A 25,132-nucleotide genomic window follows, 5' to 3' on the forward strand; every position below is an offset into this window, starting at 1 on the left:
TTAACGCGATCCCTTGTGGGAGCGAGCCTGCTCGCGATAGCGGAGGGTCAGTCGACATCAATATTGCATGTTCGACCGCTTTCGCGAGCAGGCTCGCTCCCACAGGGGTATGTATTTACAACCCTTCTTCGAGAACCTTCGACAGCATGTCGACAAAGAAATCCACGCTCTGACGCGACGTAACCATCGGCGGCTTGATCTTGAGAATGTTCAGGTAATCTCCAGTCGGCTGCATGAAGATTCCCAACTCACGAAGGCGATCGCACAACGCCGTGGTTTCTTCAGTCGCAGGCTCCAGGGTTTCGCGATTGCGGATCAACTCCACGCCCAGATAGAAGCCGGAACCATGCACCGCTCCCACCAACGGATGCTGGTCGATCAACGCTTCAAGACGTTCCTTGAAATACCCGCCCACGACCTGGGCGTTTTCCCAGAGTTTTTCTTCTTCCATTACATCCAGCACTGCCATGCCGATCCGGCAACTGACCGGGCTGCCACCGGCCGACGAGAAGAAGTAACCCTCGGCCTCCAGCGCTTCAGCAATTTCCCGGCGGGTAATGACTGCGCCCAACGGCTGGCCGTTACCCATGCCTTTGGCCATGGTGATGATGTCCGGGACCACGCCCTGTTCTTCGAAACCCCAGAAGAATTTGCCCATGCGGCCGTAACCGACCTGCACTTCGTCGGCGATGCACACTCCGCCCTGAGCGCGAACCAGCGCATAGACCTGCTTCAGATAGCCCGGCGGCAGCGAGATACCGCCGGCATTGCCGTACACCGGCTCGCAGATGAAACCGGCTAACTGGCGTTTCTGCTCGGCGATTTTCGCCAGGTTGTGTTCGACGCTACGCACGTAGTCGGGTGCGCTGTCGACGCCACGAAACTCACCGCGATAGGTGTTCGGCGCGGTCACCGGATGCACCCAGTCCGGACGGCTGCTCAAGGCCTTGGGGTTGTCGGCAATCGAAGTCGAAACCGCATCCGCCGCCACTGACCAGCCGTGATAAGCCTCCAACACACTGAGCATGTCGCGACCGCCGCTATAAGCCCAGGCCAGACGGATCGCCAGGTCATTGGCCTCAGTGCCGCTGTTGACCAGAAATACGCGATCCATGTTGTCCGGTGCCAGCTTCAGCAAACGCTCGGAAAACTCGGCAATCGCCGCGTAGTGAAAACGCGAGTTGGTGTTGAGCAACGACCACTGCCGGCTGGCGACGGCAGCCATGCGCGGATGGCCGTGACCCAAGACCGCGACGTTGTTGAGCATGTCGAGGTAAGAACGACCCTGCATGTCGATCAGGTGATTGCGCCAGCCACGCTCGATGCGCGGCGGGTCGACGTAATAGTGCTTCTGGGAGCGAGCGAAACTCGCGTCACGACGGGCCAGCAATGTCTGCGGGTCGAGCTCTTCTTCCGCATCGCAGGCCAGGCCCAACAACACGGCAGGTGACGGACACAGTGCCTGCCAGGCTGCCGCGCGCGAAGGCGTACAAAACAATGGCGCGTCTAGCTGAGCGCTTCGACACAACTGCACGATCAACGGCCCGCTGACCGAACCCAGCACCTGACCTTTGACCAGCGCCGCGCCGGTGTGCAGCGATGGAGTCACGCCCCACAGACGAACGCTCAGTTGCGGGCCATCCAGTTGCAGCACACCCTCTGTCGGCTGATGAACCACCCCGGCAAACGGTGACTCAACCGCCGTGCCATGGGGCACTCGCAACTCTACGTGCAATGGGCATGTGTCCGGTTCGCTGGCACAGTCTGGCCGGGTGCGAGACAGCCGGTATTGCCCGTAACGACTGGCCGCTAGACCGTGAGCTGCGGCGGCCTCAGTCAGCAGACGCTGGTCGATCCCCTCTTGCTCCCAATTACCCGCCTCGAAATGCGGACTGAGCACGCCCAGATCGATCAACGCAAATTCACGCCCAACCAGACTCGGCAACAATGGCGCGAAGCTTTCACTGCCGATGCTCGGCAGGCTTTGACCGACTGCGGTAAGAATCGCCGCCTCCATCAATTCCAACGGCACCGATGTGGCAACACGGAAAATTTCCCACTCATGGGTCAGGTTGTCGCGACTGTACTCATTGCCCGGATCGATGCTGACCTGCTGCTCGCCACTCAACACCAGCACTGCCGAGCGGGCGACGATCAGCGGCCATAGCGCCAGCAGCTCTTCATGCTGCAACGGATTGACCGCGTGATAAGCCCGAACCGCCGGCAAAATGCAGAACGGATCGCCATCGGCATGGTGCAGCAGCGCGGCGCAGGTCACCGACAGATCGGTGATCCGCCAGGTTCGGACCAGATCGCCGAAATCGATGACACCCTGCAACTGCCATTGGCGCTGCGAATCCCGCTGCCAGACCACGTTATCGTCGGTGATGTCCATGTGAATCGCCTGCACCGGCAGCTTATCCACCAAGGGCTGCAAATGGCGCTCGGCCTGTTCGGCCGCTTCAGCAATCAACGCTCGTTGCCGCTCATCCTTGATCACCGGCAGCAGATGCGCGATCAACGCATTGGCGTGGCGGGCGTCCCATTGAAGGGTGCGCTCAAGGCCAGGATGATCGAAACCGGCCAGCGCCAGGTCCATTTCGCCGCAGAGCCGACCGAAACCGGCAACCACAGAATGGCTTAGATGATCGAGGTGCGTCAGGGATTGGCCGTCGATGTAATCAAGCAGGCGCACGTGCACCGCCTGCCCCCCAACCTCCAGAGAGAGAAGGTCTGCGCCGTTCCTGGCCGGGATAACTCGCGGCACCTGCACACCGGGATGTTCAGCCAGATGCTTGAGCCCTGCATGCTGGGCTTGCAGCTCCAGCGTCGAATAATCGCCACGGCAGATTTTCAGGACGAAACGCCCCTGCTCGCTGTCGACCCGGAAATTGAGATCCTGCTGGCTCCCAAGCGTCTGTAATCGTCCGCTCAACCCGTAATGCTCTTTCAACAGCTCAAGCGCTTGCGTCGCAGACACCTGCGGGCTGGGCAGACTGGCGCGGTGAATCAACGTGGCGAGCGGCATACAACGATCCCCTGAAATTTTATTAGGCGCTTATATCGCCACTGCTTCGGGCGATACGCAACCCCCCTTCCTGGTTGGCGCGAATCAAATGCCCGCGCAACTCTCTTCACCACACCACTCGCACCAACCACCACTTTGCGTAAGAATGTCGGCCATCACGCCTATTGCTGGAGAAACACCATGAATGTAGTCACCACCGACCTGCCCGGTGTTCTGATCATCGAACCCAAGGTATTTGGTGACGAGCGCGGTTTCTTCTATGAGAGCTTCAACGCCAAGGCTTTCGAAGAAGCAACCGGCCTGAACACCCAGTTCGTTCAGGACAACCATTCCCGCTCGCAAAAAGGTGTACTGCGCGGTCTGCATTACCAACTGGAAAACACTCAGGGCAAACTGGTGCGCGTCACTTCCGGTGAGGTGCTGGATGTGGCGGTGGATATTCGCCGCAGCTCGCCGCATTTCGGCAAATGGGTGGCGGTGCGCCTGTCCGCCGACAACCATCGCCAACTCTGGGTGCCGGAAGGTTTTGCCCATGGTTTCGTGGTGCTGAGCGATTTCGCCGAGTTCCTCTACAAAACCACCGACTACTACACCCCGTCGGCCGAGCGCAGCATTCGCTGGGACGATCCGGACCTGGGCATTGACTGGCAGCTGAACGAAGCACCGAAACTGTCGGCCAAGGATCAGTCCGCCGCGTTCTTCAAGGACGCCGAAGTCTTTTCCTGAATTCCTGTGTGAATTTTCACCGCCAGCGCGCACTTGATCCCAGGTGCGCAGACTGCGCCCGCAAGCCTAGGCATAATGCATCTGTACCCACAGGCGCCTGATGCTCATGACACCAACTCTCCCCCGCAGACCCCGCTGGCGCAGCCTGGCGTTGCTCGCGCTGTGCCTGGCGCCCTTGCTTTGGCCGCTGGAGCATCTGGCCGAGCGTTACTACCGCAGCGAACTGGCCGGGCAGAACCGTCAGACCCTCGATCTCTACGTCGCCAACCTGCTGGGTACCCTGCACCGATATGAAGTGTTGCCACAGATCCTCGGCGAGTTGCCCGCGCTGCGTGCGACATTGTCCGCACCCGACGAGGGCGTGGTTCAAGGCAATGCCAATCGCCTGCTGAAAAACATCAGCGCCCAGACCGGTGCCGAAGTGATGTACCTGATGGACACCACCGGCAAGACGCTGGCGGCCTCCAATTGGGACAAACATGACAGCTTCGTCGGCCGTAATTTCGCTTTCCGTCCTTATTTCAGTGAAGCCATGGCCGGGCGTCTGGGGCGTTTCTTCGGCTTGGGCACCACTTCGGCCAAACGCGGTTACTTCTTTGCGGCGGCGATACGTGATCGCGAAAAAATCATCGGCGTGCTGGTGGTCAAGGTCGACCTCGACCACACCGAAAGCCTCTGGGGCAAAACCCCGGAACAACTGTTGGTGACCGACCACAATGGCGTGGTCATCCTCACGTCACGGCCCGAGTGGCGTTTCCGCTCGACCCGTCCATTGAGCGACGCGGAACGCGAGGCCATTACCGCGATTCAACCCTACCCGACCCGCGATCCCAAGCCGTTGAATCTCGACGCCAACGCCTGGCTGCCCCAAACGCAACAGATCGAAGAAACCGGCTGGAGCGTCAGTATCCTTGCACCGCGTACCCTGATCGATCGCCCGGTACGCACGGTCGTGGCCATCGGCGGCGCAACACTGTTGGTTTTGATGTTGCTGCTCGGCCTGATGATGCAGCGCCGACGCCATTACCTGGAGCGGATCGCCTTCGAAGGCAAGGCCCGCCAGGAACTGGAAGGCCGGGTCGCCGAACGGACCAGCGACCTCGAAGGCCTCAACCGTCGACTGAAGCAGGAGGTGCTGGAGCGCGAACACGCTCAGCAGGAGCTGGTGCGCGCGCAGGATGACCTGGTGCAGGCCGGCAAGCTCTCGGCGCTGGGGACGATGTCGGCGAGCATCAGCCATGAACTCAACCAACCGCTGGCAGCGATCCGCAGCTACGCGGAAAACGCCGAAGTACTGCTCGACCATCAGCGCACCGAAGATGCTCGCGGCAACCTCAAGCTGATCAGTGAATTGACCGGGCGCATGGCCTCGATCATCGCCCACCTGCGCGCCTTCGCCCGGCGTGATCGCCACGCCCCGGAAAGCGTGGCCCTGCAACCGGCACTGGACGACGCGCTGGCGTTATTGGCCAAGCGTCGGCGCAGCATGGAAGTCGAGCTGATCCGTGACCTGCCAGCCGCCACCCTGTGGGTCGAGGCTGGGGAAACCCGCCTGCGCCAAGTACTCGGTAATCTGCTGGCCAATGCCCTCGATGCCCTGACGGAAAAAGGCCCGCCGCGTAAACTCTGGTTGAGTGCCGAGTCCACCGCCGACGGCGTCAATCTGTACATTCGCGACAACGGCCCCGGGTTCTGCCTGGAAGCACTGGGTCGTGCCGGCGAGCCCTTTTACACCACCAAGACCCGCACTCAGGGGCTTGGGTTGGGGCTGGCGATCTGCGACACCCTGATGCGCGCCTTCGGTGGTGAACTGTCGTTCTCCAACCACAAAGAAGGCGGCGCCCTGATTACCCTGAAGTTGCGCGCAGGTGCACCGGGTGTGAGCCTGCAACCGTCCGAGGACCGAAGTGCATGACCATCGACAACCGCATCCAGGTCGTGTTGATCGACGACGATCCCCACCTGCGCCAGGCCCTGAGCCAGACCCTGGACCTGGCAGGCCTGAAAATCCTGCCGCTGGCTGAAGCCAAAGGCCTGGCCGGGCAACTGGAACGCGACTGGCCGGGGGTGGTGGTCAGCGACATCCGCATGCCGGGCATGGACGGTCTCGAACTGCTGACCGAACTCCACGCCCAGGACCCGGAGCTTCCGGTGTTGCTGATCACCGGCCACGGCGATGTGCCGCTGGCGGTACAAGCCATGCGCGCCGGGGCCTATGACTTTCTGGAAAAACCTTTCGCCAGCGACTCCCTGCTCGACAGCGTACGTCGTGCCCTGGACCTGCGCCGGCTGGTGCTGGACAACCGCAGCCTGCGTCTGGCCCTGAGCGATCGCAACGAACTGAGCGCTCGACTGGTCGGGCAATCGGCGCCGATGCTGCGCCTGCGTGAGCAGATCGGTGCACTGGCGGCGACCAAGGCCGATGTGCTGATCCTCGGCGAAACCGGTGCGGGTAAGGAGGTCGTGGCCCGCGCACTGCACGATCTGTCGAGTCGGCGTAACGGCCCGTTCGTGGCGATCAACGCCGGGGCTCTGGCCGAGTCGGTGGTGGAAAGCGAGCTGTTCGGTCACGAGCCCGGTGCGTTTACCGGCGCGCAGAAGCGCCGCATCGGCAAGTTCGAATTCGCCAACGGCGGCACGTTGTTCCTCGATGAAATCGAAAGCATGAGCCTGGACGTGCAGGTGAAACTGCTGCGCTTGCTGCAAGAGCGGGTCGTCGAGCGCTTGGGTGGCAACCAGCTGATCCCGCTGGACATCCGCATCATCGCCGCGACCAAGGAAGACCTGCGTCAATCCGCCGATCAGGGCCGTTTCCGTGCCGACTTGTATTACCGCCTGAACGTCGCGCCGCTGCGCATTCCGCCGCTGCGCGAACGGGGCGAAGATGCGCTGATGCTGTTCCAGCATTTCGCTGATGAAGCCAGCGCCCGCCATGGTTTACCACCCCACGAATTGCAACCGGGGCACCGGGCGCTGCTGCTGCGTCACACCTGGCCGGGCAATGTGCGTGAACTGCAGAACGCCGCCGAACGCTTTGCCCTGGGCCTGGAACTGGCGCTGGACAACAGCGCGACGGATGGCGGCGTCGGCACCACGGTTGAAGTGGTCAGCGGCGGTCTGAGCGAGCAAGTGGAGAACTTCGAGAAAAGCCTGATTGCCGCCGAACTGACGCGCTCTCACAGCTCCGTGCGCAGCCTCGCCGAAGCGCTCGGGATTCCGCGCAAAACCTTGCATGACAAACTGCGCAAGCATGGTCTGAACTTCGCCGACGCCGGCGCCAGCAACCCCACCGACGACCTTGATTGAGCTACCGTAAAATCATCCCCTTCAAACAAAAGGCCCGTGCATGAACCGCGACAGTCGTCACCTGGAATCGATCCTCCATCACGACATTCCCCTCACGCGGAAGATGGGCCTCAAAGTGCTCGACTGGCACGACCAACAACTGCGCCTGCATCTGCCGTTGGAGGCCAACGTCAATCACAAGAGCACCATGTTCGGTGGCAGCCTGTATTGCGGCGCGGTGTTGGCCGGCTGGGGCTGGTTGCATTTGCGTTTGCACGAAGCAGGCATTGAAGACGGGCACATCGTGATTCAGGAAGGGCAGATCAGCTACCCGCTGCCGGTCACCATGGACGCGACGGCGATTTGCCAGGCACCGAGTGCGGCGGTGTGGAAGAAGTTTCTGACGATGTATGAACGGTATGGGCGGGCGCGGTTGACGCTGCATTCGCGGATTGTGAATACCGGGAGTGAAGAGGATGCGGTGAAGTTCGTGGGACAGTACGTGCTGCACCGCTAGGAACCAGAACCAAATACAGAACCTGTGGCGAGGGGGCTTGCCCCCGTCCGGCTGCGCAGCAGTCGCCATTCAGACAACGGGGGTTAACTGATATTTCGCGGTGGCTGGATTTGGGGCCGCTGCGCAGCCCAACGGGGGCAAGCCCCCTCGCCACAGGGGTACGGCGTACTCAGGAGCGTGCGAGTTTCAGCAGCTTTTCCCGCCATGCCGCCTTAGCCGGCAGCGCCAGGAAAAACTCATTCAACAACGACTCCCGCGCCGGATAGCAGAACGGCTCACCGCTCAAATCCAGCACCTCCCCCCCCGCACCTTCCAGCACGCCTTGAGCCGCGGCGGTGTCCCATTGAGACGTCGGCGCCAACCGCGGATAACAATCCGCCGCCCCTTCCGCCAGCAGGCAAAATTTCAGCGAGCTGCCGATATTCGCCAGTTGCAGCTCACCCAGGCTGTCGCTCAACCCCGCGAGTAACCGCTCCTGCTCAGGGCTCGAATGCCGACGACTGGCGACCACCGTAAAGGCTTCACCCGTAGCCGGAATCTCGCGAACCTGAATCGGCAACGGCTCGGCACCTTTATCGCCACGCCAGGCACCCAATCCGGCACCGCCGACATAAAAGCGCCCGTTGGTCGGCATCGACACCACGCCAAACACCACACGTCCCTGCTCGATCAGCGCAATGTTGACGGTGAACTCTTCGCTGCCAGAGATAAACTCCTTGGTCCCGTCCAACGGATCGACCAGCCACCAGCGCTGCCAGCCGGCGCGCACGCTCTGGGGGATATTGGCGTCCTCTTCGGACAGCACCGGAATGCTCGGATCCAGCGCCGTCAGCCCGGCCAGAATCAGATGATGAGCGGCCATGTCAGCGGCGGTGACCGGAGAATCATCGGACTTTGCAGTCACGGCAACGTTGACGCGCCAGAACGGCAGGATCGCCTCGCCAGCCTTCAAAGCCAGTTCAACGACTGGCGCCATCAACGGATGGGGAAAATTCAAGTTCACGGCAAAAACACCCCACGTTGAGTCAGTAAGTCCCGGGCCAGATACAGCGCCGCCAAGGCACGGCCTTCGGTGAACCGAGGGTTTTGCGCCAAAGACGACAACTCACGCAGGTTGATTTTTTCCACTCCCATCGGCTCGGGCTCGTCGCCTTCCAGGCGTTCTTCGTACAGGTCGGTGGCCAGCACCACCTGGATCCTCTGGCTCATGTAGCCGGGTGACAAAGACAACTCGGTCAGATGTTCCAGCTGCCGCGCGCCATACCCGGCCTCTTCCATGAGCTCCCGCTCGGCCGCTGCCAACACGTCTTCGCCCGGCTCGATCAAGCCTTTGGGCAGGGACAATTCGTATGCATCGGTGCCGCCGCAGTACTCCTCCACCAATACCGCGTGTTCCGCGTCCAGCATCGCCACAATCATTACTGCGCCATGGCCGGTGCCTTTGCTGACCAGTCGCTCGTAAGTGCGCTCCACGCCATTGGAAAAGCGCAACTTCAGCTCTTCGACACAGAACAAACGGCTGGTGGCGACGATCTCGCGGGCGAGTACGGTGGGTTTCTGGCGCATGAGAGGCTCCTTGGCGTGAACGCGTTACTATACCCGGCCTATCCTGATTGTTTACCTCGGATATCTTTTTTACCGCTGGAGAAGTTTTTTATGTCCCTGCTGCCCTGGCGCGACATCGATACCGTTCTACTGGATATGGACGGCACGCTGCTGGACCTGCACTACGACAACCATTTCTGGATGGAGCACCTGCCCCAGCGTTATGCCGAGCTGCATGGGGTGAGTCGGGCCATGGCGGAGCTGGAATTGCAGCCGCTGTTCGAACGCAATGCCGGTCAGTTGCAGTGGTACTGCCTGGACTTCTGGAGCGCTGAGCTGAAGCTGTCGGTGCGCGAACTGAAACTGGAAACCGCGCACCTGATCGCCCTGCGTCCAGATGCAGATACTTTTCTGGCGGCGATCAAACGGGCCGGCAAACGCGTGGTACTGATCACCAACGCCCACCGCGACTCGCTGTCATTGAAGCTGGAACGAATTGAACTGGCGCCGTATTTCGAACGGTTGATCAGCTCCCACGATTACGGTTTCCCCAAGGAAAACCCGCAGTTCTGGGATGCCTTGCAGGCCGACATCGGCTTCGACCCGACGCGCAGTCTGTTTATCGACGATACGTTGCCGATTCTGCGCAGTGCGCGCAATTTTGGTGTGGCGCATCTGCTGGCCGTGAGCGAGCCAGACAGCCGCAAAGGGCCGAAGGACACTGCCGAGTTTGCGGCGGTGGGGGATTATCGGGAGTTGATTGCCGGGCTCTAGCGCCTGACGCGGTCATTGTGGCGAGGGGGCTTGCCCCCGTTGGGTCGCGAAGCGGCCCCAGAATCTTTACGACTGCTTCGCAGCCGAACGGGGGCAAGCCCCCTCGCCACAGGTTTTGTGTTACTCAGGAATCCGCAATACCTGCCCCGGATAGATCTTGTCCGGGTGCGAAAGCATTGGTTTGTTGGCCTCGAAGATTTTGTTGTACTTGTTCGCGTCGCCGTATTCGGCCTTGGAAATCGCGCTGAGGGTGTCGCCCTTTTTCACGGTAACGAAACGAGCGGCCTTCGCCACCGGTCCAGTCACAGTAATCTGGTCATCAACACTGCCGATACCGGCAATATTGCCCACGGCCAACAGAATCTTTTCCTTCTCTTCCTGACTCGCCACTTCACCGGTGACGATGACTTTGTCACCCTCGATTGTCGCCTGAACATTCGGATTACCCAGGCCGACCTTGCTGATGTGTTCCTTCAGCTGCTCGCTGGCATTCGCATTGCCAGGTGTCAGCAGATCGATAAGTTTTTCGCCTGCTTCTTTCACAAAGCTAAAAATACTCATGGTGCACTCTCCTTGGGGTTTAGGTTCCAGACGCCAAAGACTAGACCAGCCTTGCAAAACACGGTTCCCAGCCGACCAATGACCCAACCCCGCGCAGGCGGTAGAATCGCAAACCTTGCCCGCGCCCTGGAGCGAAGATGGACATCAAGCAGCTCAAATTCCTCATCGCTCTCGACGAAACCCGGCACTTCGGCCAGGCCGCCGCGCGTTGCCACATCACCCAGCCGACCCTGTCCATGCGCCTGCGCAGCCTCGAAGAAGAGCTTGAACTGCCGCTGGTCAACCGCGGCCAGCGCTTCGAAGGTTTCACCGCACCGGGCGAGCGCGTGTTGGCGTGGGCGCGTACGGTACTCGCGGCCTACGACGGTTTGCAGGCCGAAGCGGCAGCCTGTCGCGGCAACCTCGTGGGTACGTTGCGTCTGGGCGTGGTGCCACTGTCGAGTTTCGATCCGGTACCGCTGATGCATCGCCTGCACGCCGAGCACCCGAATCTGCGCTTCGAACTTTCGGCACTGAGTTCCGAACAGATCCTCGAACAGCTGGCGAACAACCGTCTCGACCTCGGCGTGTCGTACCTGGAGCGTCTGGACGGTGAGCGTTTCGATTCCCTGGCTTTCAGCGAAACCCGCATGGGCCTGCTCTACGATCAGCGTTTCTTCAGTTTCGGCGAGGCGCCGTTAAGCTGGGAATCGTTGATTGAATTGCCGCTAGGCATGCTTACCAGCGGCATGCATTTTCGCCAGTCCATCGACCATAACTTCCACAGCCGTGGCCTGACCCCACAGCCGTTGCTGCAAACCGATGCGGTCCACCAATTGTTACAAGCCGTGCACGGTGGCCTTTGTTGCGCAGTGATGCCCCTGGACAGTGGCCTTGAAAACCTCACCGATCACTTGCGCCTGCAACCCATAGAAAGCGCCCGGACCCTCGCCCGGCTGGGGCTGATCATGCGGCGCAGCGCTCCACGTTCGGCACTCGCAGAAGCCTGTTTCGCGATCTATCAGAAATCACTGACAGACTCTTGATCGACCCCATCTATCGGCAGATCAGTAATAGCGATTAGACGCGACAAGTTGACACGCCTAGTCTTAAAGCTGACCAAACCGTTGGTGAGCCCATGAACGCCAAGCGCCCTGCCCGCGCGGCGCCTGCTGTTGAAACGCCCGCGACCGCCGCAAGCCAGACATACAGTTACTGCAACCTTGAATACACCGAATCGGCCAGCACCGCGCTGGCCGAAGAAGTCGCATTGGCGATCGCCTATAACGGTATCAGCCAGGCGGTCATGCTGGTGACGCCCACGGATCTTGAAGACTTCATCGTCGGCTTCAGCCTCGGCAGCGGCATCATCGAAGACGCTGCAGACATCTACGACCTGCAACTCAGTGGCACAGGCTCGGCGCAATACGCGCAAGTGACTATCGCCAATCGTGCCTTCTGGAACCTCAAGCAGCAGCGTCGGCAACTGGCCGGCACCAGCGGTTGCGGGCTCTGTGGCGTAGAAGCGGTGGAGCAAGCGCTGCCCGACCTCAAAGTATTGCCCGGCGCCCCGCTACCCCCGGCCGAATGGCTGGACGGCCTGCGCCAGCGCATCGGCGAATTCCAGCCGCTGGGCCAGCATTGCGGCGCGGTGCATGCGGCGGTGTTCATGAACGGCAACGGCGAATTGCTGCTGGGCCGTGAAGACATCGGCCGGCACAACGCCCTCGACAAGCTGATCGGCGGGTTGATCCGCCAGAAGATCCCGACCACTGGCGGCCTGGCGATTGTCACCAGCCGTTGCAGCCTTGAATTGATCCAGAAAGTTTTACGCGCCGGCATCCAGACCCTGGTCAGCCTGTCGTCGCCCACGAGCCTTGCCGTGCAATGGGCCCGTCGTCACAACCTCAACCTCATCCACCTGCCGCAGAAAAGTGCACCGCGGGTCTACAGCCCAGCGTTGGAGAATCAAGCGTGAGTCAACACCGTCAAGCCGACCAGAAACCCGTCCCCCGCTACAAGCCCTACAAAGGCCCAGCCGGTGGCTGGGGCGCGCTGATCAGCGTCGCCCAAGCCTGGTTGACCAGCGATAACGCGCTGAAAAACCTCCGCATAATGCTCAAGACCAACCAGAACGGCGGCTTCGACTGCCCGGGTTGCGCCTGGGGCGATTCTCCGGAAAAGGGCATGGTGATGTTCTGCGAGAACGGCGCCAAAGCGGTGAACTGGGAAGCGACCAAACGGCGTGTCGACGCTGCATTCTTTGCCAAACATAGCGTCACCTCGCTGCTGGAACAGAGCGACTACTGGCTTGAATATCAGGGCCGCCTGACCGAGCCGATGAGCTACAACGCCGAAACCGATCGCTACCAACCCATCAGCTGGGATGACGCCTTCAGCCTGATCGCCAAGCATCTGCGCGGCCTGTCGAACCCGGATCAGGCCGAGTTCTACACCTCGGGCCGCGCCAGCAACGAAGCGGCGTACCTGTATCAATTGTTCGTGCGCGCCTACGGCACCAATAACTTTCCCGACTGCTCGAACATGTGCCACGAGGCCAGCGGTGTGGCCATGGCGCAAAGTGTCGGCGTCGGCAAAGGCACGGTGACCTTCGATGATTTCGAACACGCCGATGCGATTTTTGTCTGGGGCCAGAACCCCGGCACCAACCACCCGCGAATGCTCGAACCCCTGCGCGAAGCGGTGAAACGCGGTGCTCAGGTGGTGTGCGTCAACCCGCTGAAAGAACGCGGCCTGGAACGCTTTCAGCACCCGCAGCATCCGCTGGAAATGCTCACCAACGGCGACAAGCCGACCAACACCGCGTACTTCCGCCCGGCACTGGGCGGTGACATGGCGGTGCTACGCGGCATGGCGAAATTCCTGCTGCAATGGGAACGCGATGCGCAGAAGGCTGGTGCCCCGGCGGTGTTCGATCACGACTTCCTCAATGAACATGCGGTCAACGTGCTGGAATACATGGGCGTCATCGACGACACCCCATGGGAGCAGATCGTCGAGCAGTCCGGCCTGACGCTGGTGGAGATCGAGCAAGCGGCGCGCATGTACGCCAAAGGCAAGAACGTGATCATGTGCTGGGCGATGGGCATTACCCAGCATCGTCATTCGGTACCGACCATCCAGGAAATCGCCAACCTGATGCTGCTGCGCGGCAACATCGGTCGGCCGGGTGCCGGTCTGTGCCCGGTACGTGGACACAGCAATGTGCAGGGTGACCGAACGATGGGCATCAACGAACGTCCGCCAGTGGCGTTCCTCGATTCTCTGGAGCGCCGCTTCCAGTTCAAGGTGCCGCGTGAAAACGGCCACAACGTGGTCGAGGCGATTCACGCCATGGCCGACGGCCGCGCAAAAGTCTTCATCGGCCTGGGTGGCAACTTCGCCCAAGCCACCCCGGACAGCCCTCGAACCTTCCAGGCCTTGAGCAACTGCGACCTGACCGTGCAGATCAGCACCAAGCTCAATCGCAGCCATCTGGCGCACGGTAAAGACGCGCTGATCCTGCCGTGCCTGGGCCGTACCGACATCGATATCCAGACCGAAGGCGCCCAAGCGGTGACCGTGGAAGACTCGTTCAGCATGGTCCACGCCTCCAACGGTCAGCTGCAGCCGCTGTCGAACCAGATGCGCTCAGAGCCTGCAATCATCGCCGGCATCGCCGCCGCGACGCTGGGCAGCAAACCGGTGGACTGGAACTGGCTGGTGGCCGATTACAGCCGCATCCGCGACCTGATCGCCGACACCATCCCGGGCTTCCGGGACTTCAACGAGAAGATTCAGAACCCGGGTGGTTTTCACCTGGGTAACAGCGCCCGCGCACGTCGCTGGAATACCCCATCGGGTCGGGCCAACTTCCGTGCGAACATGCTACCCAAAGACCTGGTGCACGAACGCACCCGCGCCACCGGCGTGCTGCCTGACCTGATCATGCAGTCGATGCGCTCCCACGATCAGTACAACACCACGATTTATGGTCTTGATGACCGTTATCGCGGGGTGAAAGGTCAGCGGGATGTGTTGTTCGTCAATGAGGCCGACATCATTCGCCTGGGGTTCAAACCGGGGCAGAAGGCCGACATCGTTTCGATCTGGGATGATGGCCGTGAGCGCCGGGTGAAAGGTTTCACGCTGCTGGCGTTTGATATTCCTGCCGGGCAAGCGGCCGCTTACTATCCGGAAGTGAACCCGCTGGTGCCGCTGGAAAGCATCGGGGATCGCAGCCATACGCCGACGTCGAAGTTTGTGGCGATTCGGTTGGAGGCGGCGAGTGAGACCGGGTTGATCATGGCCAAATCGGCTTAACGCGGCAGCTGGGATGGCCTCTTCGCGGGCAAGCCTCGCTCCCACACTCGATCTTCAGCGGACACAGATTTTGCGTACGACTGAGTTCCAATGTGGGAGCAACTGTCTTGATGACCTTTATTTTGAAGGCATATTGATAGACAGCTGAACTCCCACAGCTTTAGGCCATGCGATGCCCTACAGGAACACCGCGACCCGTTTAGGCCAAGGGTTCTTTCCACTCAGTTCGGTCTCGGATCATGGCGTTCAGCCGTATCAACAACACGCGCATACAGGCGATGAGCGCTACTTTTGCGCATTTGCCCTTATGACGCAGTGCGTCATACCGCGCTTTGAACTCAGGCTGTCGCTGAATCACCACCCAGCACGCCATGTACATCGCCCGACGCGCAGCAAACCTGCCACCGCCAATGTGGCGGGGGCCTTCATGTTTGCCGCTGTCGTCGTTGTAGGGGGCTATGCCTGCCAGCGCTGCGATCTCGTGCCGTCCAACCTCGCCCAGCTCAGGTAAATAGGCCATCAAGCTGGCTGCCGTCACGAGCCCTATACCCTTGACCGAACACAAACGGGCCGTTTTATCACTGTCCAGGTCTTTAGCAGTTTGACGGATCAACCTTTCTATCGACTTTATTGCTTGGCATAAATAGTCGATATGACTTCGCAGACAGGGTTTTACCGTGTCAGCAGAGGCTGTTTTGAGGCGCCGTAAATCGTCGCCATGTTGCTGAACAAAGTTTTCACGTTGCTGTACCAGCGCACGTAAATTGTCCTGTTCAGGGCTGGTGATTCGGTTGCTTGGCGACTTTATGACTTCGGCAAACTGCGCGAGCAGCCGCGCATCTATCGGGTCGGTTTTAGCGCGCTGCCCCATGGCCTTGGCAAAGTCTCTGGCTCGGCGAGGGTTGATCCGCAAGACTTCGAAGCCGGCAGCCTGAAGCGCTTTCATGACCTCTCGCTCATAGCCGCCGGTGGCTTCCAGCAATACGCGGCTGACCTGGTAGCGCTTTAACCAATCAATCAGCCCAAGGAAGTCACTGGCGGTATTGAGGTAACTGGCGCCAATGTCTTGCGGGTTAATCCAAATTTCAAGGGTATCTTTGGAAACATCGATGCCTGCGCAGGAAAACATAGCCGAACCCTCTTACACTCAAAGGTGAGAGCGCTCTGGCTGGGCACCACGCTTGTAATGTTCGAGGTCGGCTCGTTCAACTGTTCGGGCTCAATAACCAGAGCGGAGAGGTGAATGGCAGCATGGGCTCCCACACGTGCTTTAAGCACTCCGGGCATTCAGCTTGCCACTCACCGCTCTCACCCTCAGTCTAATTCCTGCCCAAGACACAAGCGGGCTTGCTCGCGAAAGCGGTGGATCATTCAACGAATCTTTCGGAACCAACACTTTCCAATCGCCCACAAAAAAGGCCGTTTCTGTATAGAAACGGCCTTTGCGAAGTAGTTAAAGACCGGCCAAAAACACTTAAGTTCCACCCAAAAAACAGTAACTTATAGAATTGTGCTCAAGTCGTGTTATTCGTCGGATTTGTATTGTCACAACCATGACACAGCCTCAGGATCGCGCCGTCATCCCCTTGAGGTTCCTCTATGAAGTTCTCCTCGATTCTCTTGTTGTCCCTTGGCCTGGTCAGTGGCTTCGCTTCTGCTGGCGGCACCACCGAAGCAGGTGTGGGCGGCGCATTGGGCGGGGTTCTTGGCTCGGTCGTCGGTCAATCGCTAGGCGGCAATACAGGTTCAACCATTGGCGCGGCCCTGGGCGGCGCGGGTGGTAGCGCAGTCGGCGCAGACAAACGCAGCCGTGGCGAAGCCGCCATTGGCGGTGCGTTGGGCGCAGCAGGCGGTAACGTGGTCGGCCGCAGCATGGGCGGCACCACCGGCAGCCTGATCGGCTCCGCAGCAGGCGGCGGCGCTGGTGGCGCGCTGGGTAACTACATGGGCAGAGAGAGTGATCGCGACGATGATCGTCGTTCCTATCGTGACCGTGACGATCGTCGCTACTACCGTGACGGCCATCCAGGTCGCGGCCATGCCTATGGCCATCGCAAGCATAAACATCGCTATCGCGACTGAGGCTTGAATCGCCTCGTTTATCGGTAGATCAAAAAATCGCAGCCTTCGGGCTGCGATTTTTTTTGCCGCTCAAAGCGCTAGCCGCTCCAATGCACCGCGCAATCCGGCAGGAATCGCCACCGGTTGATTCGATGCCCGATCCACGAACACATGCACGAAGCGCCCCGCCGCGCAGGCTTCATCTTCGCCTGACTTGAACACCGCTAGCTCGTATTGCACCGAGCTGTTGCCCAACTTGCCGACCCGCAGGCCGATTTCGATCCGGTCCGGGAAAGCGATAGAAGCAAAGTAGTCGCAGGCCGAACTCACCACAAAACCCACCACCTCGCCGTCATGGATATCCAGACCGCCGACTTCGATCAGGTAGGTATTCACCGCCGTGTCGAAAAAGCTGTAGTAGGTGACGTTGTTGACGTGACCGTAGGCGTCATTGTCATGCCAGCGGGTGGTGATGGGCTGGAAGTGCAGATAGTCGGTGCGTTGGGGCATCAGAGCGTTCCTTTCATGATCGTTCCCACGCTCTGCGTGGGAATGCAGCCCGTGACGCTCTGCGTCACATTCAGGAGCGGACGCAGAGCGTCCATGGAGGCGTTCCCACGCAGAGCGTGGGAACGATCAGTAAATCACTTGCCAGAAAACCCTTTACCCTGCGCCGCCAGTTCACCAATCAACCGCGCCGGCGCCCAGTGATCGCCCTGCTTGGTCTCAAGCTGCAACAACCGCAGATGAATATCTTCCAACCCTTGCTGATCTGCCCAGGCCATCGGCCCGCCCTTCTCCGCCGGGAAGCCATAACCATTGAGGTACACCAGATCGATGTCATGCGCCGACGTCGCAATACCTTCCTGAAGAATCTTCGCCCCTTCGTTGACCAGCGCCAGCAAACAACGCTCCAGAACCTCTTCAGGGCCGATCTCGCGACGCTGGAACCCCAACCCTTCGCTGACTTCCAGTACCAGCGCATCGACTTCCAGATCGTGCTCAGCCTGGCGACTGCCCGGTTCGTAGTGGTAATACCCATCGCCACTCTTCTGACCGAAACGCCCGAGCTCGCACAGGCGGTTGTCCACCTGAACCTCCGGCGCATCCTGACCCTTGCCAGCCAGCTCCCGAGCGCGCCACTCCAGATCGATGCCGACCACGTCGTACATGCGGAACGGCCCCATGGCGAAACCAAAACCTTGCAGCGCCGCATCCACCTGATAAGGCAAAGCGCCCTCCAGCAGCATCTTGCGCGCTTCGAGCACGTACGGATGCAGCATGCGGTTGCCGATAAAACCATGGCAGTTGCCCGACACCACGCTGACCTTGCCCATCCGCTTGCCCAGCTCCAGCGCCGCATCAAGCACCGCCGGCGCCGTCTGGGCGCCACGCACGATCTCCAGCAATTTCATGATGTGCGCCGGGCTGAAGAAATGCAGGCCCAGGACCTGCTGCGGACGGCGAGTGGCAGCAGCAATCGCGTCGATGTCCAGCGCCGAGGTGTTGCTGGCCAGAATCGCTTCAGGTTTCATCAGGCCGTCGAGTTCGCGGAAGATTTTCTGTTTCAACTCGAGGTTTTCGTAGACCGCTTCGATGACCAGATCGACATCGCGGATTGCTGCGTAATCGGCAGCCGCCGTCACCCGTGCAATGCGCGCATCCGCCTCTGCCTGATCGATCCGCCCCTGACGCACGTTATGGGCGTAAGTCTCCGCCACGCTGGTCAGAGCCTGCTCAAGCATCTGCGGATTGTTATCGACCCATTGCACCGGCACCCCGGCGTTGGCCAGGCACATGACAATGCCACGGCCCATGGTGCCCGCGCCGATCACGGCGGCGCGCTGAATATCGAACGGTGTCTGGCTCATGATTGTTCTCTTGTTAGCGATCCAAAGACAGTCCTCACCATAGTCAGGCGCCGGGCTTTTTTGAAATTTATTCCTGTGATGAGCGACATTCAGGGGATGGATGTGCGTTCAAAATAAAGGTCATCAAGACAGTTGCTCCCACATTGACGGTGTTTCAGCTTGGCAGGTGCGCTTGAGCCCACTCCCGCACGTCGCCATACGGATAATCCTCCAACGCCGCAAACCCTGGAATCGACCGCGCCTTGAGTTTGGTAAACAACGGCACGCTGATCCCACATAGAAATCTTGTTACGCGCTCAGCCGAAGGGATGTTGCCCGCGTGCTGCTCGTGCCTGTGGATAAAATCACCACACAGCGCCTCGAAGTTTTTATCCACAAGCGCTGGCAATTCCGGCGGTGCCGGCAATCGCGCCACCTGACCGTGACACACCGAGCAATGCCCACACTGCCGGGGCGCGTTATCGTCGCCGAAGTACTCGGCCAGGCGGTAACCCAGGCAGTGGTCAGTGGCGAACAGATCGAGCATGGCGTGAATCCGTGCGATCTCGGTGCGCTCGTGCTGGGTGAAGTAGGCGTGCAATTCAGCGCTCAGGGTTGGGGAATCAAAGTCCGCTTGCTGCAGGCTGTAGACCTCAGTCATCTGCTTGCTTTCGACCTCCACCCAGCCCTTTTCCTGAAAATAATCCAGCGCCTTGACCACCCGACTGCGCTCGGCGGAATACTGCTCATACAGCGCATCGAAATTCACCGTGGCCCAGGTCCGTGCGCGGCTGGAGGTCCGGATGATCGCCGAGACGAAGTCCTTTCGCTCACCTTCAAATCGGGCAAGCAATGCTTCGGGTTCCTGCAAATACTTGAAGCGGTATTCGGCGTAATAGGCATAACGCGGCGCGATTATTCCGCGCAGCTCCAGCTGTACCAGCAAGGTCTTGAGCGGTAACTGGCGAATGTTGCTCTGATCGGCCAAAGGTCCCAGCAGAAACTCCCACTGCCCCTCGGGCACAGCGACTTGCAACTCCTCGAGCACGCAACGAATGCCGTCCCGTTCCGGCGTGTCGCCGTAAACGAAGTTCTCCAGCACGTTGAGGCTGTCGCGATTGGCCAGCACCAGGCAATCGGACGGCTGACCGTCTCGACCAGCGCGGCCGATTTCCTGGCTGTAGTTTTCGATGGATTTAGGCAGGTCGAAATGCACCACGTTGCGGATATCGCTTTTGTCGATGCCCATGCCGAAGGCAATGGTGGCGACAATGCAATTGGACTGCCCGCCCATAAACCGTTTCTGTATTCCTTCCCGCTGCTCATGGGGCAAACCGGCGTGATAGGCCTCGGCCTGGATGCCGTTCCGGCCCAGATGTTCGGCGATGTGCTCGGCGGTTTTCTGCAGGGTGACGTAGACGATACTCGGCTGGCCGGGACGCTGGCTCATCCACTCGACAAGGCGTCGGCGCTTGTCCTGGCCGCGTACCGGTTCCACCAACAGGTTGAGGTTGGGTCGGTAAAAACCGGTGGTCACCACATCCTCAGGGGCGATGGCGAATTTGGCCTCCATGTCAGCGATCACCTTGGGTGTCGCGGTGGCGGTCAGCAGCAAGGCCTGAGGGATGTTGAACTGGCGCTGGTAGTCCGGCAGCTTGAGGTAGTCGGGGCGGAAGTTGTGACCCCATTCAGAGATGCAGTGGGCCTCGTCCACCACCAGCAGCGAGATCGGCACCTGCTGCAAAAAATGGCGGAAGCGCTCGTTCTTCAGGCGCTCCACGGAAATCATCAGAATCTTCAATTCACCGGACTTTGCCCGGGCCATCACCTCGCTGGCGTCATCGCGGCTCTGGGCCGAATCGATACTGCCCGCCGCAATGCCGTGGCGCTGCAAGAACGCCAATTGATCCTGCATCAACGCCAGCAAAGGCGAGACCACCAATGTCAGGTGCGGCAGCAACAAGGCCGGCAATTGATAGCAAAGAGACTTGCCCGAACCGGTCGGGAAAATCGCCGCCGCCGAGCGCCCGGCCAACACAGCACTGACCGCTGCCTCCTGGCCGGGCCGAAACTGTGGATAACCGAAAACCTGTTCCAGGGTGTTGTGCATAAGCTGTCACTCCGTTGACCGCTGCGAAGCCCAAAGCCTAGCCGGCGAACGCAGCGAGTCGAGAAAAGGTCGGGGGCAAAAACGATACGGGATGATACAGCGGATAGGTCGGGGGGCTACGGCACCAACACCGCCACCCGCAACTGCTCATCCAGCGCCTGCTCATGAAACACCCGGCTCTTGCTCGCCCAAACCGCAAAAGCCGGGCTGATTTCGCCAGTGAACGCCGCCGCCAACTGACGCAAATCCGCGACACTTCGCACACGGGGGCAAAAGGGTTCACCGTCACAGTTCTGGCTGGCGTTGCGGTAGGTAATCAGCAACCGATCCCACAGCCCCTCACGCACTTGCCTGACCGACTTGAGCTTCACAGCCTGCACACCCAGTCGCTGCTTCAGACCCTGTTCATCCAGCGCTTCGCTGGTCAACAGCGCCTTGCCCACCATCAACACCTCGGCGCGGGACGCAGTGTCGACGTCTGCCTGAGTGGTCAGCGCCTGTGGCCAACTGGTGCGGTCCATGTTGGCAAGGATCAGCGAATGATCCCCGTCAGCAGCGCCGGTCAAACGGTAAACACCGGCCCACAACAACAAAATCGAGGCCATACGCAGCCATTGCATACCTAATTCCCTTTAAGAGTCGACTCAGACGCTTCGAAACGTCCTACAAATTCTGGCGCGCACCATGCAGAACTTTGATGCGCTAAGCCTGACAGGCCCGTAGGAATATCGACCTCTAAGGGAAAAGCTTAAAAAATAGTTGAGGTATGCGTAGGCAAAGACCGATAGCGCCGGTAAACAACCTACAAAACCTGTCCATTTGCGCCACCTTGCGATGCCTCGCCGTGGCCCTCTATAGTTTTTCGACGCGGCTGAAAACATTGTGTCGGCCTGCCGGCGAGACTGCCCGACTTCCCACAGGACTGACCTCGATGACCACGTTCCACTCGTTAACAGACCGCTATCGCCCGCTCAAAACCAGTTACAGCGATACCCCCGTGTTGGTCATCGACACCGAAGCCAATCCTCACGAGATTCTCGACGCCTCCCTGCAACGCATCCGCGCCGCCAGCGATCTGCTCGAAACGCTCTATTGCCTGTGCTTCAAACAGGCCGACGTGAAAGACATACCCAATATCGTCAACGCACTTTACTTGCTGACCCAAGATGGCTGCGAACTACTTGAAGTCGCCAAACAGCGAATTAAATAAAAAAGACTAACAACTAATAACCCTTACAAAAACAGCAACAACTAATCACTTCACTATTCAAACAACACAAACTAACGTGCCAGCTCTTACATCAAACAAGAGCGACACAAATGACTGCACTAACTATTTTCTTCTGCGGCACTGGCTCAACTAAATTCGACGATACCAATGCAAATTACTGGGACGGCGAACTGGTGTCGACACTCGCATCCCACCATCTCGGCAGGGAGTTCGCCGAATGGATCGTGGTCGACGGCCCCGGCAGCGGTAACCTGCAAGCCGACGATCTCTTTACCAAGTCCGAGGAGTACGGCCTCAGCGGCACACTGTTCGGCAAAGGCTGGGAGCAAAACGTCCAGCACGCGATCAACATCATCAAAGGCCAATGCAGCTGGCAGCGCGAGCAACTGACCGAAGAGGAATACAACCGCCTCAAAGCGGCCGGCATTCCAATCGAAGACGTAAAAGTTGAAGGCTCGTGGTTCTGGCGCAAATACAACTATGGCGATCGCAGCGTGACCCAGCAGGCGTTACAAGAACAGATCATCAAAACCTTCCGCAAGGACGGTGTTATTCCCACCCAAGTAAACCTGGTGGGCTGGAGCCGCGGCGGCATTAGTTGCCACATGCTGGCCAACGCCATGTTCAAGGACAGCGAACTTAAAAACATCCCGGTTAATATCTTTGCAATTGACCCCGTGCCTGGTATTGGCAACTTTCAGGATGACAAAGTCAAACTCGGCGCCAACGTCAAAGAGTATGTAGGTTTCTATGCCCGGGACGAACGCTCGAAAGGTTTCAGCTGCGTTATTCCGCAAACCGCCACCGGCACCAAAACCCACATTTACCCCATACCCGGCCGTCACGCCACCGTGGCCGGTAACGCCACCTCCACTGGCGGCGCTCCCAACAACGCTAGCGACGTGAAGATCCTTGCCGAGCCAGGCCGGATCGTCCGCCACTTCGCCGAAGTCTGCCTCCAGCGTTGGGGCGTGCAACTGGACAAGTCGTTGAACCTGACCCATGCCGATCTGGAGAACCTCGGCAAAGCCATGGTCGACAACGAAGCGATGTACCAGCTGATGCACAAATACTCTTACACCTACTTCACCGAGCTGGATCAAGGCGAACGCTATGTTTCGCTGGGCAGCCAAGGGATCAACTTCTCGGCAGTGAAAGGCACTATCTATACGCCGGCGACTGGGCTGACGACTAGCGTGCTGGATGTTGCGGCTTATCAGCATATTTGTTGAAAGCGGTGGGCGGATCGGTAGGAACGGCCTATCAAATCTTCGTCCCGTTCCTACAACAGAAGGCTCCTTATCGGCTATCGCCACCCTGTAGCTCAAATCTATAGTCGTGACTGTCGCTGCCAAATCAGCGGCTCGGGTTTGGTCACCCGAAAATCAGAGATAACTGACGCATGCCCTTGTATGCTGCCGACATCTTTTTTTGTCGGCACGCTTTATGGCGGCTGTGTTTGGGACGCCTCGGCGTACCGGGTTATCTCTGCCGGTTTGACCAACCTGAACACAGTCCGCCTCCACCGCTTGGTCACGGTGTTGGCGGTTCTTCCGATACATTCAGAGATGATTAAAATGAATAGCTGGAATCAGTTCACAACCGATCGCTACCGCCCACTCCAATCCAACCTCACCGACACCCCGCCCCTGATCATCGACACAGAGGCCAATCCCCAAGACATCCTCGAAGCCGCCCTCCAGCGAATCCGAGCCTCCAGTGATCTCCTCAAAACCCTGCACTGCGTTTGCTTCAAACACGGCGACATTGAAGACATCCCCCACATCACCCACGCGCTCTTCCTGTTAACCCAGGACGGCTGCGACCTGCTACAAGTCGCCCAACAACGCATGATGAACTGGAAAGCGCTGGCCTGACGCTGAGTGAAGATCGTTCCCACGCTCCGCGTGGGAATGCCTCTACGGACGCTCCGCGTTCGGCTCTTAGGACGCAGAGCGCCGAAAGCCGTCATCGAACACTGGAGATAATCACGAGCAAGTTTTTTGATGAGCTAATGGAAAGCGTGCAACAGATGAACGAGATCTTACGCGGTGAGCGTGAGCCTTCCCGCGACTTTCATGTTGATGCGTTGCAAGTCCAAGAGATTCGTAAGGCTCGTCATCGCTTGATCCCGGAACGCGGGAACGATCAAAAGTCTTGACTCTTCATGGAGTCGTTTTTCCGACTGTCCACATTCCATAAAACGTGGACAGTCGCCAAATGCTTCAACGTCTAGAGTCAAGACAGCAGACCCGTGCGCCGCTCAAACTACTTTTCCTGCTTGCGGCTCGCAGGCTTCGACACGTCACCCACAGACCTCAGAAAACCGCTGCCTACTCAAGAAGAAACACTTACCAAATACCGGTAAGGCAAAATCCAACGTCCGTCCTGACGAGTAAATTCTGACTTTTTCATGCACTACAAGATAAAAAAAACAAATAGTCCGGGCTGTCGAATTTCTTCCCAATGAGTACCTCCAGGCTGTTTATTTGCCCGTGCGATAGCTCGTACTCATAGATGGGATCGTCTGGCTCCTTCCACTCCATCAGCTCTTTGAGTTGCTCAAAATGCTCTGAGGGAATACCAATTCGGAATGCCAGTCGCTCCGTAGTGTTATAAAACGCTCTGACGGAATGCTTCATTTTTGTGTTCTCCTCACTGGATCTCCATCTGCGAGTCTGTTGCCAAATTCTGCGTTTGTCCCACAGAGCCCCTCTCCTCTTAACCAGAAGAAGTTAGATAAAGATCCAGCTCTTCAGGAAAAGTCACCGAGGCCAAGCGCTCAATCTCAAGCGCCTGTGCTGTTGTGATCCGGAAATCCACACCCACGCAGTCATTGCTGTTCGTCCATTGCATCACGGGGATCAAATCCTCCACCGATAAGCTAATGGCCTGCTCAAATACCAATTCATCCTTATCCGGATGAAAACCCATCACCAGAAAACTCATGGTTTGCCTTCTGTATCGAGACACCGGTCTATGAGTAGCTTCCAATAAAAAGACTTAGCCTTTCTATCGCAGGCTCCCCAAGAACTGCAGCCATACGCGTCACCTGCTCTGGCGTAAGTTCTGATTGCCCACCCAAACCGTCGTCAAGTGAAGACCAGCCCATTACCTCTAATACCGATGGTTCTAAATTTTT

At 59.0% G+C, this 25,132-nt stretch carries 24 protein-coding genes and 1 pseudogene; 14 read left to right on the forward strand and 11 right to left on the reverse strand.

What is annotated here, in order from left to right:
- Positions 1-115: 115 nt before the first annotated feature.
- Positions 116-3,028, reverse strand: coding sequence for an aminotransferase (locus tag JFU11_RS17605; protein WP_201061539.1), 2,913 nt, complete (start codon positions 3,026-3,028; stop codon positions 116-118).
- Positions 3,029-3,208: 180 nt separating this feature from the next.
- Here JFU11_RS17605 and rfbC point away from each other — a divergent pair, with 180 nt between their 5' ends.
- The 4 genes from rfbC (at position 3,209) to JFU11_RS17625 (ending at position 7,556) form a co-directional block, all read left to right on the forward strand.
- Positions 3,209-3,754, forward strand: a complete 546-nt coding sequence (rfbC, locus tag JFU11_RS17610; protein ID WP_123721686.1) for a dTDP-4-dehydrorhamnose 3,5-epimerase — start codon at positions 3,209-3,211, stop codon at positions 3,752-3,754.
- 106 nt (positions 3,755-3,860) lie between these two features.
- Positions 3,861-5,669: an ATP-binding protein gene (locus tag JFU11_RS17615; RefSeq protein ID WP_123721734.1), complete on the forward strand. Its 1,809-nt coding sequence runs from the start codon at positions 3,861-3,863 to the stop codon at positions 5,667-5,669.
- A complete protein-coding gene (locus JFU11_RS17620; RefSeq protein WP_123721687.1) occupies positions 5,666-7,060 on the forward strand; it encodes a sigma-54 dependent transcriptional regulator in 1,395 nt (464 codons plus the stop codon). Before JFU11_RS17615 ends, JFU11_RS17620 begins: the two co-directional genes overlap by 4 nt.
- Before the next feature lie 40 nt (positions 7,061-7,100).
- Entirely contained in the window at positions 7,101-7,556 is a 456-nt protein-coding gene (locus JFU11_RS17625) for a thioesterase domain-containing protein (RefSeq protein ID WP_123721688.1), read from the forward strand.
- 169 nt (positions 7,557-7,725) lie between these two features.
- Here the strand turns inward: JFU11_RS17625 and cysQ are convergent, their stop codons facing one another.
- Together cysQ and nudE are read right to left on the reverse strand one after the other, a co-directional pair.
- A complete protein-coding gene (gene cysQ / locus JFU11_RS17630) occupies positions 7,726-8,559 on the reverse strand; it encodes a 3'(2'),5'-bisphosphate nucleotidase CysQ (protein WP_201061543.1) in 834 nt (277 codons plus the stop codon).
- Complete coding sequence (gene nudE / locus JFU11_RS17635) at positions 8,556-9,122, reverse strand: ADP compounds hydrolase NudE (RefSeq protein WP_123721690.1); 567 nt, start codon at positions 9,120-9,122, stop codon at positions 8,556-8,558. The genes cysQ and nudE overlap by 4 nt, the downstream gene beginning before the upstream one ends.
- A 90-nt stretch (positions 9,123-9,212) precedes the next feature.
- Here nudE and yrfG point away from each other — a divergent pair, with 90 nt between their 5' ends.
- The gene (gene yrfG, locus JFU11_RS17640) at positions 9,213-9,875 is read left to right on the forward strand and encodes a GMP/IMP nucleotidase (RefSeq protein ID WP_030129609.1); all 663 of its coding nucleotides are present in this window, start codon (positions 9,213-9,215) and stop codon (positions 9,873-9,875) included.
- 120 nt (positions 9,876-9,995) lie between these two features.
- Here the strand turns inward: yrfG and lysM are convergent, their stop codons facing one another.
- Positions 9,996-10,436 carry a peptidoglycan-binding protein LysM gene (gene lysM / locus JFU11_RS17645; RefSeq protein WP_201061544.1) on the reverse strand — a complete coding sequence of 147 codons (441 nt, stop codon included), beginning with the start codon at positions 10,434-10,436 and terminating at the stop codon, positions 9,996-9,998.
- Between the two features lie 137 nt (positions 10,437-10,573).
- On the opposite strand from lysM, the gene JFU11_RS17650 reads away from it, so the two are divergent.
- The 3 genes from JFU11_RS17650 to JFU11_RS17660 all read left to right on the forward strand — a co-directional run bounded on the left by JFU11_RS17650 (position 10,574) and on the right by JFU11_RS17660 (position 14,738).
- Positions 10,574-11,461, forward strand: a complete 888-nt coding sequence (locus JFU11_RS17650) for a LysR family transcriptional regulator (RefSeq protein ID WP_123721691.1) — start codon at positions 10,574-10,576, stop codon at positions 11,459-11,461.
- A gap of 92 nt (positions 11,462-11,553) precedes the next feature.
- Complete coding sequence (gene fdhD / locus JFU11_RS17655; RefSeq protein WP_123721692.1) at positions 11,554-12,393, forward strand: formate dehydrogenase accessory sulfurtransferase FdhD; 840 nt, start codon at positions 11,554-11,556, stop codon at positions 12,391-12,393.
- A complete protein-coding gene (locus JFU11_RS17660; RefSeq protein WP_201061546.1) occupies positions 12,390-14,738 on the forward strand; it encodes an FdhF/YdeP family oxidoreductase in 2,349 nt (782 codons plus the stop codon). The genes fdhD and JFU11_RS17660 overlap by 4 nt, the downstream gene beginning before the upstream one ends.
- A 199-nt stretch (positions 14,739-14,937) precedes the next feature.
- Here JFU11_RS17660 and JFU11_RS17665 read toward each other — a convergent pair whose 3' ends face one another.
- Positions 14,938-15,867: a transposase gene (locus tag JFU11_RS17665; protein WP_123719003.1), complete on the reverse strand. Its 930-nt coding sequence runs from the start codon at positions 15,865-15,867 to the stop codon at positions 14,938-14,940.
- A gap of 470 nt (positions 15,868-16,337) precedes the next feature.
- Here JFU11_RS17665 and JFU11_RS17670 point away from each other — a divergent pair, with 470 nt between their 5' ends.
- Positions 16,338-16,820 (forward strand): glycine zipper domain-containing protein, encoded by a 483-nt coding sequence (locus tag JFU11_RS17670; protein ID WP_123721694.1) that lies wholly within the window; start codon positions 16,338-16,340, stop codon positions 16,818-16,820.
- A gap of 69 nt (positions 16,821-16,889) precedes the next feature.
- Here JFU11_RS17670 and JFU11_RS17675 read toward each other — a convergent pair whose 3' ends face one another.
- From JFU11_RS17675 to JFU11_RS17690, 4 genes are all read right to left on the reverse strand, one after another.
- Entirely contained in the window at positions 16,890-17,309 is a 420-nt protein-coding gene (locus JFU11_RS17675) for a thioesterase family protein (RefSeq protein ID WP_201061549.1), read from the reverse strand.
- Between the two features lie 134 nt (positions 17,310-17,443).
- Entirely contained in the window at positions 17,444-18,670 is a 1,227-nt protein-coding gene (locus JFU11_RS17680; protein ID WP_201061551.1) for a 3-hydroxyacyl-CoA dehydrogenase, read from the reverse strand.
- A 154-nt stretch (positions 18,671-18,824) separates the two neighbouring features.
- A complete protein-coding gene (locus JFU11_RS17685; protein WP_201061553.1) occupies positions 18,825-20,759 on the reverse strand; it encodes an ATP-dependent DNA helicase RecQ in 1,935 nt (644 codons plus the stop codon).
- Between the two features lie 116 nt (positions 20,760-20,875).
- Entirely contained in the window at positions 20,876-21,379 is a 504-nt protein-coding gene (locus tag JFU11_RS17690; protein ID WP_123721698.1) for a polysaccharide deacetylase, read from the reverse strand.
- A 311-nt stretch (positions 21,380-21,690) separates the two neighbouring features.
- Between JFU11_RS17690 and JFU11_RS17695 the strand changes: the two genes are divergently transcribed.
- The 5 genes and pseudogenes from JFU11_RS17695 (at position 21,691) to JFU11_RS28155 (ending at position 24,358) form a co-directional block, all read left to right on the forward strand.
- Complete coding sequence (locus JFU11_RS17695) at positions 21,691-21,969, forward strand: hypothetical protein (protein WP_123721699.1); 279 nt, start codon at positions 21,691-21,693, stop codon at positions 21,967-21,969.
- A 110-nt stretch (positions 21,970-22,079) separates the two neighbouring features.
- Entirely contained in the window at positions 22,080-23,222 is a 1,143-nt protein-coding gene (locus JFU11_RS17700) for a hypothetical protein (RefSeq protein ID WP_201061555.1), read from the forward strand.
- 345 nt (positions 23,223-23,567) lie between these two features.
- Positions 23,568-23,867 (forward strand): hypothetical protein, encoded by a 300-nt coding sequence (locus JFU11_RS17705; protein WP_201121339.1) that lies wholly within the window; start codon positions 23,568-23,570, stop codon positions 23,865-23,867.
- A 137-nt stretch (positions 23,868-24,004) separates the two neighbouring features.
- A pseudogene (locus JFU11_RS28150) lies at positions 24,005-24,106 on the forward strand (transcriptional regulator); the annotation flags it as partial.
- 138 nt (positions 24,107-24,244) lie between these two features.
- Positions 24,245-24,358, forward strand: coding sequence for a DUF2559 domain-containing protein (locus JFU11_RS28155; protein WP_342032647.1), 114 nt, complete (start codon positions 24,245-24,247; stop codon positions 24,356-24,358).
- 43 nt (positions 24,359-24,401) lie between these two features.
- On the opposite strand, the gene JFU11_RS17710 is transcribed toward JFU11_RS28155, so the two are convergent.
- Positions 24,402-24,632: a hypothetical protein gene (locus tag JFU11_RS17710; RefSeq protein ID WP_201061558.1), complete on the reverse strand. Its 231-nt coding sequence runs from the start codon at positions 24,630-24,632 to the stop codon at positions 24,402-24,404.
- A 79-nt stretch (positions 24,633-24,711) separates the two neighbouring features.
- Positions 24,712-24,939: a hypothetical protein gene (locus JFU11_RS17715; RefSeq protein WP_123721705.1), complete on the reverse strand. Its 228-nt coding sequence runs from the start codon at positions 24,937-24,939 to the stop codon at positions 24,712-24,714.
- Positions 24,940-25,132: the final 193 nt, after the last annotated feature.

The organism is Pseudomonas sp. TH37 (genome assembly GCF_016650735.1).
Lineage (GTDB): Bacteria > Pseudomonadota > Gammaproteobacteria > Pseudomonadales > Pseudomonadaceae > Aquipseudomonas > Aquipseudomonas farris.